General features: G+C 41.1%; 14 protein-coding genes. 6 read left to right on the top strand and 8 right to left on the bottom strand.

Features of this window, described 5'->3' with window-relative positions; genetic code table 11:
• Nucleotides 1–3: 3 nt before the first annotated feature.
• The 4 genes from LAY57_RS28280 to LAY57_RS28265 all read right to left on the bottom strand — a co-directional run bounded on the left by LAY57_RS28280 (nucleotide 4) and on the right by LAY57_RS28265 (nucleotide 3,537).
• Nucleotides 4–774 (bottom strand): ATP-binding protein, encoded by a 771-nt coding sequence (locus LAY57_RS28280; protein ID WP_249070511.1) that lies wholly within the window; start codon nucleotides 772–774, stop codon nucleotides 4–6.
• Nucleotides 775–776: 2 nt separating this feature from the next.
• On the bottom strand, nucleotides 777–1,865 hold the full coding sequence (locus LAY57_RS28275; protein ID WP_249070510.1) for a P-loop NTPase family protein: 1,089 nt from the start codon (nucleotides 1,863–1,865) through the stop codon (nucleotides 777–779).
• A gap of 144 nt (nucleotides 1,866–2,009) precedes the next feature.
• A complete protein-coding gene (locus LAY57_RS28270; protein WP_249070509.1) occupies nucleotides 2,010–2,402 on the bottom strand; it encodes a hypothetical protein in 393 nt (130 codons plus the stop codon).
• A complete protein-coding gene (locus LAY57_RS28265; RefSeq protein WP_249070508.1) occupies nucleotides 2,395–3,537 on the bottom strand; it encodes a ParM/StbA family protein in 1,143 nt (380 codons plus the stop codon). The genes LAY57_RS28270 and LAY57_RS28265 overlap by 8 nt, the downstream gene beginning before the upstream one ends.
• Before the next feature lie 418 nt (nucleotides 3,538–3,955).
• Here LAY57_RS28265 and LAY57_RS28260 point away from each other — a divergent pair, with 418 nt between their 5' ends.
• Both LAY57_RS28260 and mobV read left to right on the top strand, forming a co-directional pair.
• Complete coding sequence (locus LAY57_RS28260) at nucleotides 3,956–4,621, top strand: hypothetical protein (RefSeq protein ID WP_249070507.1); 666 nt, start codon at nucleotides 3,956–3,958, stop codon at nucleotides 4,619–4,621.
• 39 nt (nucleotides 4,622–4,660) lie between these two features.
• A complete protein-coding gene (gene mobV, locus LAY57_RS28255) occupies nucleotides 4,661–6,379 on the top strand; it encodes a MobV family relaxase (protein WP_249070506.1) in 1,719 nt (572 codons plus the stop codon).
• 102 nt (nucleotides 6,380–6,481) lie between these two features.
• Here the strand turns inward: mobV and LAY57_RS28250 are convergent, their stop codons facing one another.
• The 3 genes from LAY57_RS28250 to LAY57_RS28240 form a co-directional block, all read right to left on the bottom strand.
• Nucleotides 6,482–7,534, bottom strand: a complete 1,053-nt coding sequence (locus LAY57_RS28250; protein WP_249070505.1) for an agenet domain-containing protein — start codon at nucleotides 7,532–7,534, stop codon at nucleotides 6,482–6,484.
• A 77-nt stretch (nucleotides 7,535–7,611) separates the two neighbouring features.
• On the bottom strand, nucleotides 7,612–9,234 hold the full coding sequence (locus LAY57_RS28245; protein WP_249070504.1) for a serine hydrolase domain-containing protein: 1,623 nt from the start codon (nucleotides 9,232–9,234) through the stop codon (nucleotides 7,612–7,614).
• Nucleotides 9,227–9,715, bottom strand: a complete 489-nt coding sequence (locus LAY57_RS28240; protein ID WP_249070503.1) for a hypothetical protein — start codon at nucleotides 9,713–9,715, stop codon at nucleotides 9,227–9,229. Before LAY57_RS28240 ends, LAY57_RS28245 begins: the two co-directional genes overlap by 8 nt.
• Nucleotides 9,716–10,165: 450 nt before the next feature.
• Between LAY57_RS28240 and LAY57_RS28230 the strand changes: the two genes are divergently transcribed.
• The 4 genes from LAY57_RS28230 (at nucleotide 10,166) to LAY57_RS28215 (ending at nucleotide 13,180) form a co-directional block, all read left to right on the top strand.
• The gene (locus LAY57_RS28230; protein WP_249070502.1) at nucleotides 10,166–10,777 is read left to right on the top strand and encodes an SH3 domain-containing protein; all 612 of its coding nucleotides are present in this window, start codon (nucleotides 10,166–10,168) and stop codon (nucleotides 10,775–10,777) included.
• A 99-nt stretch (nucleotides 10,778–10,876) separates the two neighbouring features.
• The gene (locus tag LAY57_RS28225) at nucleotides 10,877–11,416 is read left to right on the top strand and encodes a DUF4365 domain-containing protein (RefSeq protein WP_249070501.1); all 540 of its coding nucleotides are present in this window, start codon (nucleotides 10,877–10,879) and stop codon (nucleotides 11,414–11,416) included.
• A complete protein-coding gene (locus tag LAY57_RS28220) occupies nucleotides 11,413–11,961 on the top strand; it encodes a hypothetical protein (RefSeq protein WP_249070500.1) in 549 nt (182 codons plus the stop codon). Before LAY57_RS28225 ends, LAY57_RS28220 begins: the two co-directional genes overlap by 4 nt.
• An 829-nt stretch (nucleotides 11,962–12,790) precedes the next feature.
• Complete coding sequence (locus LAY57_RS28215) at nucleotides 12,791–13,180, top strand: hypothetical protein (RefSeq protein WP_249070499.1); 390 nt, start codon at nucleotides 12,791–12,793, stop codon at nucleotides 13,178–13,180.
• Between the two features lie 99 nt (nucleotides 13,181–13,279).
• Here LAY57_RS28215 and LAY57_RS28210 read toward each other — a convergent pair.
• Nucleotides 13,280–14,517 (bottom strand): IS66 family transposase (locus LAY57_RS28210; protein ID WP_249070498.1); only part of this gene is annotated, 1,238 nt, incomplete at its 5' end.

The raw sequence follows: 14,517 nt of genomic DNA, 5'->3' as shown, positions 1-14,517 counted from the left end.
CACTCAATCGGAAGCGACCCGCTTTGACGATGGCGGTGGTTCCCCAAACAAACCCGTCGAGTAAAATGCCTTGGTGTAAGCAGCGACAAATCGGAAATAGCGCGATCGCGTCATCACGGGAAACTTAAGGTCGTGAATTGCTTGCGAAAAAAGCATTCCAGCTTTCTGCAACCGTTTCATATCCACGGAGTAAAGTTTGGGAAACTCCACTAACCGCAGCGCTCCCAATTTCAATGCTTCCTCCACCCAAGGCATCTGGGAAAATTCTACCCACCTATTTTGCCAGCGACGATAACTTTCAGCAGGAACAAACGAGCAAAAGTAAGCATTCCGCACCAGTACGTGGGTCATATTATCGCCGTACTTAGCTACAAATTCTCGTATCCTCTCCAAACTCTCAGTTTCACCGTTGCTAACAAACCAATGGGTCACCGGAATACCCCGCTCGTCCGCAGCATCCAAAACGCTGTTAACATCGAGCCAATACTCCAACTCTTTTTTTGAGCGAGGGGGGAGATTGACGATCGCGATCGCACTCTTCGCCAACTCGAATAAAATATCAGCACGCTCAAACTCCCCATCTAGCTGAGAAAATGGAAGTGCGATCGCATTGTCGCAAAACTTAGCAGTATCCTGACGATACAAATCAGCATCCACCGCTACCACCTGCCATTCCTGAGTACGGCAAAAATCAACCAGCGCCTTAGCTACCACCGACTTGCCCACACCCGGCAGTTCCCCGCCCACTATATGCAAGCCTTTATACGAATTCATAATCAATTGCTGTCGTTGAATAAGCCCGTCTTATTAAACTCGCAAGCAGCCTTTTCCAAGAACTTGCGGGTGCGTTTTTTACCGAGTTCGGTGAAGATGTCATTTCGCTTCAGGGCTTCCTCGAACGGAATGGGGTTGGCCTTCAGAGCATCTCTGTCAGCCATGTAGAATTTGGGAAGGCTAATCACCGGAAAATTGTATTGTTCCTTCACTTGTTTCATCTTGGGCATTTGAGCGATTCGTTCCCACACCCCTTCGTCGGGACATACACCTTCGTTCCTGACAAAAACGTGCTGCATCCAAGAACCATACTTTTCCAAGGACTTGAAGAACAAATCGACGCTATCCTCTTCACCGGAACAGACAAACCACATCACCATCAAGATGTTTTTCTCAGCAGTCATTTCCGACAAGCAATTGCGATCGACCCATTCATCAAAGGGAACGGCAATCTGAGCGGGTAAGTTGACTACTACGTTTGCTTGTAAGGCTAGCTCGAAGATTTTATCTGCCGAATTGCTTTTAAACTCGGCTTCGCTGAAGAAAGCATCAACGCAGCGATTTGTCAAGCGATCGCCATAGTATGCTTTTACGTCTGGTCTAGAGCGATCGGTTTCTACCAGATAAAATGTACCATCTTTGATTATTTCCAGCAAGAAATGCAGCATCGCCCGTCCCCCGGTGGACTTACCTGCACCGCCGCGTTCTCCTCCCCAGAAGTGGATGTAAGTAAGTAGTTTTTGAATGGGATCTGAATAAGAGTTTTTTCCCAAGCGAGCGAAAGCAGTAGCATCTGGTTTCTCGTCATCAACAGAATTAGAAACTATTGTTGATGAGGGACTTGAATCTTCTCGTAAAGTATCATCAGATAATTCCAACTCCGTTGTTTCTTTAAATTCGTCTTCATTTACAATTGCAGGTGTTTCTTCAGCACTGGATTTGGGAATTATAACTTCCTCAGTCGCAGTTAGTTCTGCGCTGGGTTGTGAAAACAACTTTTGCAAACCTCCTTGCGCCTGATTATCACTGTCTGCCTTGTTATCTTCCAGTTGCTTTGGCTCCGCTGATTTCAATTTTTTGGTTCTTGGCATATCGAGTAAATTCTCCTTTTTCAAGTTGTTAATAAATTTGGTAGGGAATAAAGTGGGAAGTATTAGTTGTTCTGGTTATCAGCAGCTTGGCTCAATTTTTACTAACTACTAACTGTTAACCACTAACTGTTACCCATACCTATTTCAACCCCATGCTCCCAATCGGGTTTCAATATCTGATATATCTGGAGGATTTTCAGGTATGGTTGCTGTTTCCGTTGTTGTGGTCTTGCTTTCGAGTTTTCCCATCACCACTACTGGTGGCGCGTTGCGGTCTGGCAGTCCTCCCAATTTTCGTAGATAATCAATTTGATGCTCTAACCACAGCACCCCATCAGCGGCAGCAGTTTGGATTTCCTTATTTGTTGCCTGAGTTTCTATGAGGGCGCGAGGCAACCAACAGGCTTTCAAGCAAGGCATTAAGAATTCTTTGTAGCGATCGCGAATGCCGTACTTCCATAACCAGCGCATCACTAGATCGTCTTTACTATCTACCAGCAAACGAAATCTTAACTTGTAATCTTTTAAATTACTCATCACGTCCTCCTGTTGGTTTAACTGTTGTTGCTGTCATCTGGCTGTTAGTAAAAAGCTTCAAATACCGATACAATCCGTAGACATCGCACAGTCGCGACCCCAAATTGCAACTGTCTAACTCTGGTGGTATTTTAGTATTAGCGTGCCAAGTTAAATCAAACCGATTAAATGCCAGAGATAGTTTTGGTTTCAAGTAATCGGCAGTACCGCCGCAAAATATAATTTCTTCTGTATCAAAGGGCACTGTATTAATCAACCAAGATTGCAAGGCGTTGAAATATTCAGGTTGAGCTTTTTTAATGGCTTCTTCAATTTGTTCCACTTCTTTAACCCGTTCTCGTTCGCTAGAAGAAAGTGCCAAGGGGTATAATTTAGTTAGGTCGATTTCCCAGCCAGCACGAGCTATGGCAGGTGTCAGGCGATCGCTAGTTTGATTGGAACAGCGGTATTGAACTGAACGTACCAACTGCTGGAAACCTAAATTGCTGGTTAAACCTTCTTTAAGTACACCGCGTCGAGATATCAGCACCGAAGCGTTGCGATGTCCTAACATGACAATAGCAATAGTTTTGCGCTTGAGTGCGTTTTCGTTAGCATCCAAATAATTGAGATATATTCCCGCACCTTCCGGTAAGCATTGAAAGTGGACGATTTCCGCAGATATTTTCCCAGAAGGGGTGGAGAAGTTTTTTGCCTGGGATAAGAGTTTTGTTTGGAACGTTTCGCGATCTGCAAACTCGCCCGGAGGTAGCACTACTTTGACTGCTAGTTTAAATCGCTCTTTCAATTTCAACTTTAAAGCCATCACCCAAATAGCTGCCAGTGCTTTGTAGGTAGCAGCTTCTACTTTAGATTCTGCCAATCTGTCGTTAGCTAAAAATTGAGTTTTTGCTAAATATCCGACAGCGTGATACTGCCCGTTGCAGCCTACCCAGCAAGTATCTTCTGGTTCGGCTACTGACAGTTTTAAGGTTTGAAATTCTGATTGAGAAGATTGGGTAATTTCGATTACTTCTGGCTCCATAAATCCGCTATGAGCTTTCCCAGAGATTGAAGAGTAAATGAATTTACTACCTTCGCCTCCGGTATCTAAAGCCAGCATTGCATCTGGCGTTATCAAGGTTTCTTTTGACATCAAACACCTCCTTAATTTCAAATTTCTAGCTTTTTCCCACTACTTTCCCAAAGTATCCCCTGCTTTTACCTGGCATCGTCTTTCACCAGGCGGATTTTACCGTTTGACCATTAATCCTGTATTCTCGCCAGCTACTTTAAAAAATTTGGATACTTTTCGGTAATTTTCTCCAGTAGAGCGAATATCAGGGGATTTTCGCCCGAAATCAGGTTTATTCATTTGACAACAACCGTTTTTAATTTATCTCTACGCCGTCAGATAGAAAGGGTTTCCATCTTTTAACATACGTAAAGCAAGTAATAAAAATCTAGTAGAATCTGCCTTAAAGCGCAGGGCTAAAACTACGGTAATTTGACAGGATGGAATAAATAGTTGCAGCTAATTGGGCTAAGTCGTTAGTAATTCAATTGTTTAAGCTATGACAGATATTAAAGATTTAACCTGGACAAATGGTGACGAACATTCATTGAAAGCTTTGTGGGAAGCTGTTCTCGATCGCTACGAAGAAGCCAAAGGTCGAAACCCGGATTTTATGCCGATATTTCAGTTAAGAGAAAGCTACAAAGGAACGGAATACAGTATTCACTTCATTCCAGATGAAGAGAAAGGAACGGAGTTACGAAAAGTTATTGAAGAACTGGGTACAAAAGGATTTCCTGTCAGTAGTGAATGGAAACCGATTGAAATATTGCCAAGTTATTTAGGAACGGAACTGGATTTAATCTTTAATAGGTTTCCAGACCAAACTGCACTAGAAACAGAAGTAACAAATTTGGTGCAGTCTAATTTAAAAGCACAACCCTCCAAACTTCCCTCTCTCATCGGTTATTTTTCTAGCTTATTGACTACTATGGCGTATATTTTTACGCCAACTATTGTAGTTATGTATTTCATAATTAGCGGTCAATCCAATTATTCCCGTTTACATAATATTTTTCAGACAATTACCATTAAGTCAACAAAGCAACCTGACAAAGTTACCTGTGCTAATAATAAATGCGATCGCCAAACGTTTACCTACTTAATCAAAGGTAAAAATGGAGAAGTAACCACTGTCAATATAGAAGGAGTAGCTGATAAATAATAGTAACAGTGCTACAGGTTAACTAATAGTTATCCAACCATGATACCGCAAGCAACACTCAGAATTAAAAAGCTGAAAAGTTGGAAGTCGCTTGGCGTAGCAGCGAGTCACGACATCAGAAGTTTTAATACACCTAATGCCGATCCTTCGCGTAAGGTAGTTCTGCTTGCTGGCGAGGGAACGAGTGATGGTACGGTGAATTTAGCTTTAGAGAAAGTTGGCAATCAAAAACTTAGGAAAAATGCGGTTGTTGCGGTAGAGATTGTTTTAGGAGTTTCACCTGAATACTTTCGTCCTAATTCTCCTCACTCTTATGGTGAGTGGGATATTCAACGCTTAGAAGCTTGGCAGGAAGTTAGTAATCAATGGTTAAAGGAAAGACTTCAAAATCGCATTCTCCAAACGACTTTGCACTTGGATGAAGCTTCTCCCCACATCCATTGTTTATGGATACCTTTGACAGAAGATGGAAAACTGAGTTATTATCAAACAGAATTTGGCGGTGGTAGAAGCAACTTATCTAAAATTCAAGATAGCTATGCTGCTGCTGTTGCTAAGTTGGGGATAGAACGAGGGATTAAAGGATCTAAAGCTAAACATACTAAAATTAAGAAATATTACCAAGCTGCTAATCAAGATTCTTTAGAAATAAACTTAGAAAAGTTGTTACCTTTACCAGTAGCAGGTGAAAATGCTGCTAGTTATAGGGAAAAAGCGATCGCACTCCTAACACCCCATTTAGATATCATCAATCACCAGTTAGTTCATCGTCAGTGGTTGTTTCAAGAAAATGAGAAAGAACGCTCAAAAGCGATATCCAGCGAACGAGAACGACAAAAATTAGAACGCCGTCTTCTAGTTGAACGAGAACCGTCTTTAGAAGCAGTAGCTTGGGAATTGGGTTTTGATTCGGTGTTAGGAAAAACAGGTATTTGGAGACGAGGTAAAAGCATTATCAAGATTGAGGAGAATCGGTTTTATTTGAGTGAGGAAAAGCGAGGAGGTGATGGTGCGATCGAGCTGGTAATGCAAGCTAATAAGTACAATTTCGAGCAAACAGTAGCATGGATGCAAGAACGGTTTGAACAAAGCGAAATCTTGTCAGCGGCGGCGCAATATGCTCAAACAAAAACCTCAGCTATTCTTGAGAAAGAAATTTCCTTTCAGTTTGTGCAACCTGTACAGGATGATAGTCAATGGCAGCGAGTATATTCATATTTGACTAAAACCAAAAAGCTGTCTTCTGAAATTGTGAATTCGCTACATGAAAAAGGCATTATTTATGCCGATCGCCATGCCAATGCTATTTTATTGTATCGCGATTTTGATGAAAGTGATACTATTACTGGTGCAGCTTGTATGAGAAGTGATGGTAGCATGGAAATTGTTCCCGGTACTCATCGGAGAAGAGGTTGCTTTTGGGTAGGAACGGGTGGAAGAGAAAGCGAATTAATAAAAAAAGCAGTAATTGTAACTGACTCGATTGAAGTGCTTTCTATGGTAACATTATCTAAACAGCAAGAAGAGAAAACAATTTATTTAGCTGTGGATGACGTGCGCTGCTTACCCTCTAGATGGTTACAACAGATACCAGAAGTAATTGTAGCTGTTGGTAAAAGCGTTGCTGAAAATGAAATAGCTGCTGAAATTTCAAAAGTTTTGCCAAATTCTTTTAGAGTTTTACCTTCGACAGAGAGTTGGAATCAACAACTTCAATTATCAAAGCGAGCTTCGGAAAGTATATTATTAGAACGGTGATGCTAAAATATATAACAATAATTACCATAAACTGCCATAGTAAAATCAGTAGCGATCGTTCTTTCATTTTGAATTTTGAATTTTGAATTTTGAATTACATACTTACTGGCGAAGTCGAATGTAATCAGACCCTACCCACTCATCCCAAATATCCGGGTAATCATCATAACTAACTAAATGCAAACCATACCAAGCTTTTTTCACCTTTGCTGGATACCATTCTGCATCAGATTGAGCTTCTACTTCATCACCAACTGCAAACATATCAGGCGAATAAAGACGAATGCGTTCCGGTTCTACCCATTCCTCTGATTGGTCATCAATATATAAAACTCTTACTTCTGAACTGTTATTTTCTAACGTTTTAGCTTTATACCAATCACCTGAATATTTTACCTCTACTCGCTTACCTTCAATCGGTTCTATCTCATCCGAAACGCTGGCAAAAACCATTTGGCTATCGAAATCGTTAGTAGTGAGAAACATCGATTTTTGCTCCTCAATAAATGCCATTTCCAATTCAGCGTAACGTGCTAAATCGTACAGCGTAATTACTCCATCCTTATCCAAATCTACTACTGGGTCGCCCAACAAACCTTTATACAAAGATTCTGTAAAAGTCCAATCACCCGTCGAAGTATTATGAGTATAGGCGGAACTAATACAAGCATAAGAAATCTCGCTATCTCGCCGTTTCAATTCGTCAATTAACCCGCCTGAATAGCAACAATCAGCTAAAAGCAACACTTTTGAACCATTAAAATTATCCTCAATGTCATCAAAAATGCTAGAGATAAACCAATAATTATCGCGGTCTTCTCCATTAGCATCATAATTAATAAAGTAATGTTCCCCCGTATCGCTATCCCAATCACCGTGACCTGCAAAATATAAAATAAATAAGTCATCTTCTCCGGTGTTGGCTAACAGTTCTGTTAAACTGTCTTGAATTGCTTCTATAGTGGCTTCGCTATCTTGCAAATAGATAATTTGTTCCTCTGGGAGTCCCGCCACCTGGAAAAATTTTACTAATTTTTCGTCAAAACGTCCTTCTACAGCATCGGGAAAACCGGGCCAAACATCAGAATTTTCCCATTCTAAAATTCCGACCGCAAAAAGCCAACTTCTCTGGGGTTTCCAATCTGCTGTTATCATTTTCAAGCAATTTATTGCTAGCTTATATTTTCTATTTAAACCTATTTGGTAAGAAAAGCAAAGATATTTATCGCCAGTCAGTCCGCATTAAAAGTACGATAATAATCACAACCGGAAATATTAGCACGTAACGCTCGCTCGTTTATCATAGTATCAAATTTTATTCGTTCAGGCGATCGCTCATCTTCTCCAATTCGGAAAACACCATTTCCCATCGGTACTAATACTTCTCCATCTCCCCAAACTGGGTAAATTATCCACAACTTATCCTTACGTAAAATAATCCGAAAATTAGAGTACCAGGGATTATGAGAACGATAATGTCCTGTATAAGCTAGCCATTCGGAAGGATAATTAAAACTTCTTGGCCCAGTATAGCGATCGCTCGTATACCACTCAGACCTATAAAACACTTCTACTACTTGATTATCCGACCGCTTAAAAGTTAAAAGGAAAAGGGCAAAATCGGGATGATTGGCATAAAAGCTATCCCCATAACGCCGTTCTAAAATAATGCGATTGCCCTTATAATCTAAAATTAAATGTTGATTTTCAGCTAACAAGGTAAGCTCTTTGTTATCTCCCAAATAACTACCCGCATAATCAGCAGCATTATCAATCTCTATAGGATTATTAATCGCAGGTAATGAAGGTAATTCTCTTTCGTTAAATGCAGATTCAACTAATTGCAGTGCTTGTTTAGATATTTCAAAAGGATTACCCGGTCTGTTGCACAAGACAAGGACTCCCAACCCATTATCCAAATCGATCGTAATATTGGAAAGATGACCGCTCATTTCCCCGTCGTGGAAGATATAATTGCGGTTATTAAACTTACCGATCGCTAAACCATATCCATAATAATTATCTACCAATTCATCGATTTTAATTAGTTGCTGAATTATTAAATTAAAACTGTCTTTTGAAATAATTTGCCCTGATGGTGTACGTCCTTTATTTAATAACATTCGCAAGTAAACTGCCATATCCGCAGGTGTAGAAGCAATGCTACCATCACCAGCACCATATTCTAACCAAGTCGCAGGTACAAGCGGGTAATTGCGCGAGAAAGGACGGTCATCATAGAAACGTTGATAGCCTACTGCTAATCGGTTTCGCGTTTCGTGCGTAATTACTGGTTCGGTATTTATCATACCTAAAGGTTGGAGAATGCGTTGGCGCAAAATATCTCCGTAATTTTTACCGATTAAATCTTCTAAAAGACAGCCAAGTAATTTATAACCCACATTAGAATAATGAAAATATTCTCCCCGTGGTGAAGTAGCTTCTGTTTCTGCTAAAGCGACAGCTTCATAGCGAGAACTAGGTGTAAAATCTCTACCTGTAATAATACCCGCCGTATGGGAAAGTAAATGATGAACGGTAATCGGTTCGTAAGCAGATTTTACTTTAAACCAGGGTAGATATTCAGTAACGGGTGCGTGTAAGTCTAATTGTCCCGCTTCGTGTAATTGAAGTAAGGCGATGCTGGTAAATGATTTACTAACTGAAGCGATGGGAAATAAAGTTTCGGGAGTGACGGGAATATTAGCAACGATGTCGGCTTTGCCATAGGTAGAAAGATGCAGCAGTTGTTCTCGATCTGTAATAGCAATAGCTAAGCCGGGAGTATGATACTCCTCCATTTTTTGTCCTATGAAAATATCGAGGAGAGATAATGCTCCTGAAAATTTATTCATCTGTTATCTTAGCTATTTTTTCTTCTAACCTTTCCAAATATTCCATTAACAGCAACATGGGAATAAATGAGATTACCTCATCACCTTCTCGATAGCGAAACATCTTGGGGATACAACCAACTTCTACCGTAGCTTTTTCATTTTCATAGCGCGGTGTATAGTCGATATTGCCATAAATTTGATTGTCCTGACAACCAGCGAGTACCGCTGCGATAATATTTCCGTGGCTAGCAGGTTGGTCAGTGGTGCTAAGCCAATGACCCAAGTACAATACCTCGAAGTGGTGATCATCTAGGTGGCGACAGCGTTGGGGTTCGAGTGTCGTCCACTGGACAAGAAGGGAATGCAAATCAGGGTCGGACATCGGTTGATAAGCGAGGTTACAGCTATACTGTAGCAAGTGAATAAGCGATCGCACTAAAAAAATCCCAGCTTCTTGGCTAGGAGGAGCGAGAGGGAATTCTTTCTGAGTTCGAGTCAATTGCTATTTAACAAGAGTGTTTACATCACTACCGATAGTTGCTCCACAACCTTGACTCTTCCCTTACAAACAGCACGCAGTAAGCGGTCGATCGCGCTACGTTCTTCATGGCCGAGCGATTCATCTAAAAGTGCTGCCATCAATCCGTAGCGAGCGTGTTAAAATTCCAGAGGTAGCGGCTTGTGCGAATAATTCAGAAACAGCGGTGGGGAGAAGGTTTACCTTACAGCATCTTTGTCACTCGAACTCTATATCTTTAATATCGAGTAAATTCCCAATGGAGTTGGTGATTGAATTAGTTGGTAAAAAGTGATTGTTTGCGATAGTTTTTGTGAGAGAAAGCGAATTAAGTTTGTGACCAGAATAAAATAAGTACTGTGAGCGCGATATGGCTGACGCCACGCTTTGCGATCGCATCCTACTATTTTCCACACCTAACGTAAACTGACTATGAACACGAACAAGATAAACAACTTCACCAATTCCCTCGTCACCATTCCCCTCCTATCCCTTTCGGTAGTAGGTCTAAACTTGCCACCAGTGGCTAACGCCACCACCCTGACACCCAAAAACACTCAAGCATCTCAAACACACCAAGTTGCTCAACAAACCACTTGCGCCGTCATCAACATTCAAACCGGACAACTAGCACTCCGTTCCGCTCCCAACGGTAATTCCAGAGCGGGTCTAGATAACGGCGATACCGTTGCCCTAGTCAGGCGAGGGTCAGCCCCTTGGGTGTACGTCCGCGTTCTCGCAAGGCCAAACGCCAGGGTGAATGGTTTGGAAGGCTGGGTCAATTCCAACTACTTGTCTTGTAGTGGAGGCAGCAACCAAAATACATCAAGGGCTTGCAACGTGGTAGGAATTCAAAGCGGACAACTGGCACTTCGATTCACCCCTAATGGTAGAACCAGAGCCGGATTGGATAATGGAAATCAAGTCAGACCAATCAGAACAGGGCCAGACCCGTGGCTGTACGTCCGCGTCATCCAAGGGCCAAACCGATCGGTAAATGGTTTGGAAGGCTGGGTGAATAGCAATTACTTAGCTTGTGATTGACCTAAAGCGCTCCCGTTATTTCCTCTAATTCGAGCAACTGTCTATTTAGAGATGGCTGTGTTTACAGGAATACAGCCATCGATTCGCTAACAGTTTTAGATGATTATCCTATTGGCAAGCCAAAGCAGCAGTTTGATGGACATCAACACCCAAAAAGAAGAATTTAGCTATGCTTATGTCTATGGGGTAGCAGCAGCCGCCGGATACTCATTCCAGATAGCCCCGCGCCCCTTAGATGCAGAAGGAGTCGATGTAATTATTACAGGTTTGGGAGCGTCAAATTCAACCCGCCGCCCCCGCCTAGATGTCCAAGTAAAATGCACCTCCAGAGATTTACTGGATAAAGAAGTTATTAGATATCCCTTAGAAGTGAAAAACTATGAAGAATTAAGGCTAGAAAATCCTTTCGTTCCTCGCATTCTTATTGTTGTCTTAGTACCAGACAGCCAAGATGATTGGTTGCGCCAGTCTCAACAAGAACTGTGTCTTCGCTATTGCGGTTATTGGGTATCACTGCGGGGGCTACCGCCCACTCAAAATCAAAACACTGTTACCGTTCAAATACCCACTCAAAATATTTTTAACAAAGACGCTTTAAAAACTCTCATGCAGCGCATTGATTCAGGAGAACTCAGATGATAGTAACACTCCGTGACCCCAAGATTATCAAAACCTTAGAACCGCCTCAAGTTGCTGCTTACTTAAAATCACACGGATGGCAAGAACAAAGTCGAGACGGTGAAAAATCATCTATTTGGACTCGTAAAAATGAAGCTGGCGAAGAATACGAAATTTTGTTACCTCTCCAGCCAGAAATCAGCGGTTTTGCCCTGCGGATGTACGAAGTCATGTCAACACTAGAAATTGCCGAAAATCGCTCTCAAATTGAAATATTGGCTAACCTAATTACCTCGCTTCCCAATACCACTATTCAAGGAGTTGTCATGCAAATTTACACACCTAATGCTGACAAAGTAAGTGGAGAGATTGCATTACTTGGGGTAGTTGTGGATCGACTGCGGAAAATACAAACCGAACTAGCAAATCACGAATATATTCTAGCGATCAAAGCTTATCAAGAGCATTTACCTATCGTTTGTACGGGTGATTTAATCAAGGAAAAAAATAACTTTATTCTCAAGAAAGTTTGTGATTTTAATTTGGATGAAACATGGCAGAATTAATCGAGGATATGACTTGATATTTTTTTGACCCAAATTATCTGCTAAACCCGCCCCAAATGTCGCGACCTGAAAGAAAATCATTTTATTGTACCATGACTCGGCTGCAAGCCGCTGTAATTTAAGAGTTGACCGGGTGTTTTAGCCGATAGAAATGGGAAAATGGTTTAGGGTGGTTACATGGGTTGAGGATTAGACCAGGGTAGCACCTGCGATCGCGAAAGATATTGCTCGACAAAAAGCACAACTAAGAAAGGCGCTTGACGCACATGGCCCATTGTGTCGTGCAGATGGGTGTTCCTTTCGTCCCACAGTTAAACAGTTCCGCTCTAACAAGTAAATACTGTCAGTACAGTCAAACCTTTTTAGTTAATAAAACATCTATCTAAAGATAGATGTTATTTATAAATATTAAAATTTTGGCAATTAACAGCAGTAAATTCACATCAAATCTTCTTTTCTATCTACCTTTTGACAGATTTATAGCCACCTGGAAATTACAGCGAATACTAAGTCATTGGCGCATTTAAGGATGAAAACTCCGTGATTTCTCTTAAAGCCAGCTCATTAACGCCAGAAACCCCAATTTTTTATCTAAGTACCTACCGACACCAAAAATTCACTTTACCAAACTTTTACACAATTTCCGTAAATCTAACAATTGTGCTGACTAGCTCGCCGTTTTAAAGTTTTCTTTATTATTATCATTTGCTCAAAAGGGCAGACGGCCAAACATATCGCGCTTGTTTTTACATCTATCGATATGTTTTGTCCGACTTGCTTTATAGCCGCCAGCAATTTTTTTTTAACTGGGTGCAAAAAAAGGTAACTTATGAGCGGTTTTGATGCGGGAATATTTACAGTCGGTACGACAGGAACACTTAGCTTCGATTATCTATTAGATGGCGGTTCCTATCAAGGACAACTAGCAATATTCAACCTCCAAGGCATAGAGCAATATACCCCAGGTTCCACAGCCTTTATTCAAGAAGCGGCGCGTCGTGCTTTAACCGAAAGCAATTTGGGTCATGTAGTAATCGACGACATCACCGTTGGTGCTAAATTCAAAGCCAACATCCCTTGGGAAGGCGACTCAAACGAACTTGCTCAGAAGGGTGGGTGCGATTGCGCGGAGCGCAATCGCTCTTTCAAGCGAGCGCACGGTGGGTCGGATAGGCCAAACAAGAAAAGAAGAATTAGAGACAAGACAGTGAGAGGGTAAAATAGTACCTCTTAGAATTAAAATAACAGGCATTATTCCAAACTATAGAGATGAAAAAATTAGAAGCAAAAATTACTCGACATTTGTAATAAGACCTACTCAAAAAATTAGTTTTACTTCTTCAAAATGACGGTCACTATAAATAGGTTGGTTTTCCAGAGCTACCCTGGCAGTTTCTAAGATCACAGCAGCCAAAGGTGGCAATTGAAAGGATTGTTTAATTCGGTCTAAAACGTAGCGATAAAAATTGACGCTATTCTTCCGACAAGTGTCCACCAAAGATAAAAATATCTCCCAAGCACGAGTTCCCTCGGCAGTGCGCGTGCCATTAGAGATCTTGCGTTTGATTACATACTCTCGTAACGCTCGTTCAGCCTCATTATTATCCAGTGGCACCACTGGATAATCTAAAACTAATAGCAGTTCTTGCTTTTTCTGTTTGGTCAGAGCAATTCTATCAGCTAAAGCTTGATATGTTGGCCGCTGTGAAAACAATCGGTCAAATTCATGATTGAGAATACTTTTAAATTCTCTGGTCGGCTGTCGCTGATATAATTTTAACTTTTGATAAAATTCCCAAAAGTCCGTCAAAAATTTTTCTCCCATCCGGCGATGAGATTTCAGGTAAGGAGTTAGCTTTTCGTAAAGTCGGCCTTCATGTATCCAGCATAGCGCTCGATGGGTAGTTAATTGACTAAATTGACCTGCATTATCACTCACTAAAATTTTGATGTAATCTCCTAAATCCTGATTAATTATGTCTGCTTGTGCTTCTGCTCCAGCAATAGATTGTCTGGGCTCCTCTAGCTGTGAGAGAAGAAGGCTTACCGTTTCTCGATTTTTTCGTTTATTGGTAAAAAAGCTGGTATAGTAAGGATTGCATAAAGTCATCACATAATGGTTTTCACCATTAACCCGCATCGAAGTATCATCAATATGTTGGTAAGATGTACTAGCTAAACCTGCTTTTAATACAGCCTGATGTTCAACTTTAAACTGCTCCAAGTGCTTGTGTACTAAGATATTCGATATCTCTCCGGCTGAAATTACTATCCCTTGGGACTGGAGCAATTTGAGTATTTTCTCTTGTGGCACTCGTAGCTCGAAATAAAGCATGATTACGAATGCCCTCAATTCGCTCCCATAGCGTTGCCCCTCTAGTTCTGTAGGTAGATCGGCTTCATACAGAGTTTTTGTACTTTCACAATATAAGCGTTCTAACCGATATAAAATATTATCTCTTTGGAATAAGATATTTTGAATTAGTACTGGACGATAGCCACGATGTCTTAGCTCTGTCGGTAGGAAAGTGCGATCGCACTTTATTCTTTCTTCTC

The organism is Argonema antarcticum A004/B2, assembly GCF_023333585.1.
Taxonomy (GTDB): Bacteria; Cyanobacteriota; Cyanobacteriia; order Cyanobacteriales; family Aerosakkonemataceae; genus Argonema; species Argonema antarcticum.
This window is presented reverse-complemented; position numbering and strand designations above follow the sequence as displayed.

What these genes read in the sequence shown, in the direction of transcription:
- LAY57_RS28280 (WP_249070511.1), bottom strand. Translation starts at nt 774, where the DNA reads ATGAATTCGTATAAAGGCTTGCATATAGTGGGCGGGGAACTGCCGGGT.
- LAY57_RS28275 (WP_249070510.1), bottom strand. Translation starts at nt 1,865, where the DNA reads ATGCCAAGAACCAAAAAATTGAAATCAGCGGAGCCAAAGCAACTGGAA.
- LAY57_RS28270 (WP_249070509.1), bottom strand. Translation starts at nt 2,402, where the DNA reads ATGAGTAATTTAAAAGATTACAAGTTAAGATTTCGTTTGCTGGTAGAT.
- LAY57_RS28265 (WP_249070508.1), bottom strand. Translation starts at nt 3,537, where the DNA reads ATGTCAAAAGAAACCTTGATAACGCCAGATGCAATGCTGGCTTTAGAT.
- LAY57_RS28260 (WP_249070507.1), top strand. Translation starts at nt 3,956, where the DNA reads ATGACAGATATTAAAGATTTAACCTGGACAAATGGTGACGAACATTCA.
- mobV (WP_249070506.1), top strand. Translation starts at nt 4,661, where the DNA reads ATGATACCGCAAGCAACACTCAGAATTAAAAAGCTGAAAAGTTGGAAG.
- LAY57_RS28250 (WP_249070505.1), bottom strand. Translation starts at nt 7,534, where the DNA reads ATGATAACAGCAGATTGGAAACCCCAGAGAAGTTGGCTTTTTGCGGTC.
- LAY57_RS28245 (WP_249070504.1), bottom strand. Translation starts at nt 9,234, where the DNA reads ATGAATAAATTTTCAGGAGCATTATCTCTCCTCGATATTTTCATAGGA.
- LAY57_RS28230 (WP_249070502.1), top strand. Translation starts at nt 10,166, where the DNA reads ATGAACACGAACAAGATAAACAACTTCACCAATTCCCTCGTCACCATT.
- LAY57_RS28225 (WP_249070501.1), top strand. Translation starts at nt 10,877, where the DNA reads ATGATTATCCTATTGGCAAGCCAAAGCAGCAGTTTGATGGACATCAAC.
- LAY57_RS28220 (WP_249070500.1), top strand. Translation starts at nt 11,413, where the DNA reads ATGATAGTAACACTCCGTGACCCCAAGATTATCAAAACCTTAGAACCG.
- LAY57_RS28215 (WP_249070499.1), top strand. Translation starts at nt 12,791, where the DNA reads ATGAGCGGTTTTGATGCGGGAATATTTACAGTCGGTACGACAGGAACA.